We start from the raw sequence: 1241 nt of genomic DNA, 5'->3' as shown, positions 1-1241 counted from the left end.
ATCCTCGGCGTTCATACCTGCTCCAATGCCGTGGTTAACAATTATATTATACCACGGTGGCATCACCTATATGTCAATTCTGGTCTAACAGAGCCTTTCTTTTTACGGGAGATATTGTAGACAAGCCCAAAGCCAGAACAATCATTATGACCGGTGAGCGGTATTTTTTCTTCGATAAACGGTATTTAGGCGGCACTTAGGGACGTTCCTTTCCTGCCGGCACCCAGGGGCACTCCTCACTCTGGTGCGTTGGGGACAGGTTTGTTTGCACCAGGTTGGTGCAGATTAACCTGTCCCCAACGCACCAATTTCGTATGCGCTAGATGAAGAGCTCGCATTCCTTCCGCACGACGCAAACCTTGCTCAACATCTGGGAAACAGCGGATAGCTTGTTGGGATCAAGCTTGCGAGCGCCTCGCGGACATACGGCGATGCAGCGCATGCAGGAGATGCACGCCTCGCCAGCTGCTCGCTTGGGGTCGCCCTTGTCGATAGCACAAACGGGGCACGCCGCGGCGCATGCACCGCAGGAGGCGCAATCCTCTGTTGCCTCGGGTGCCATGCGATGACCTCCAGCTTGTTTATAAGGACGATTGCCGGGAATAGAGGGCTCGGATGCGTCCTCAGCCAACAGCTTTTGCTGAATTTGCTGCGCAAACTCTGCGAGCTGCGCCGCATCCTGCGCATCCGGTCGCCCAGCAGCAAACTGACGAGCAACGGAATGCTCAGCAATAGCAGAAACCGCTGCAACCACCCTAAATCCGGCGCGCTTCGCAACGTCCTCCAGCTCTACGAGCGTGTCCTCAAACGCGCGGTTTCCGTATACACAAACCAAAACAGTCCGAGCCCCGTTGCCGCGCACCATGCCCAACCGGTCAGCCACCACAGCCGGGATTCTACCGGCATACGCCGGCGCAGAGATTACGGCCACGTCGTCCTTAGTCATCGACACAGCGCTGAAATCTAGCCCGCTATCGGTCAAATCGACGGTAACGGTATTCTTGTCCAGCGCCCCGGCCACAAGGCCAGACACCTTCCGCGTTCCGCCCGTCGGACTAAACACAATTTCGAATACGCTCATCGAGGCACCCTCTCCCTACGCCAGGCAACACGTCAAGCCGTTTTCACATTCAGACAGAGTATACGGCGCATGGGGGGTGTTCCTATAGTTTTGTCAACTGGGAAATGCTCTCCGTGCGACCGAATCGCGGCATGCTGACGCCAAGCCATTAGGCCGGTGG

At 56.3% G+C, this 1241-nt stretch carries 1 protein-coding gene; it reads right to left on the bottom strand.

Features of this window, described 5'->3' with window-relative positions; all coding sequences use genetic code 11:
* Nucleotides 1-319: 319 nt before the first annotated feature.
* Nucleotides 320-1021, bottom strand: coding sequence for a ferredoxin family protein (locus tag AQ996_RS09495; protein ID WP_253274640.1), 702 nt, complete (start codon nt 1019-1021; stop codon nt 320-322).
* Nucleotides 1022-1241: the final 220 nt, after the last annotated feature.

This window comes from Collinsella aerofaciens (assembly GCF_001404695.1).
GTDB lineage: Bacteria > Actinomycetota > Coriobacteriia > Coriobacteriales > Coriobacteriaceae > Collinsella > Collinsella aerofaciens_E.
Note: the sequence above shows the minus strand (reverse complement) of the source record. Positions and strands in the feature narration are given on the sequence as shown.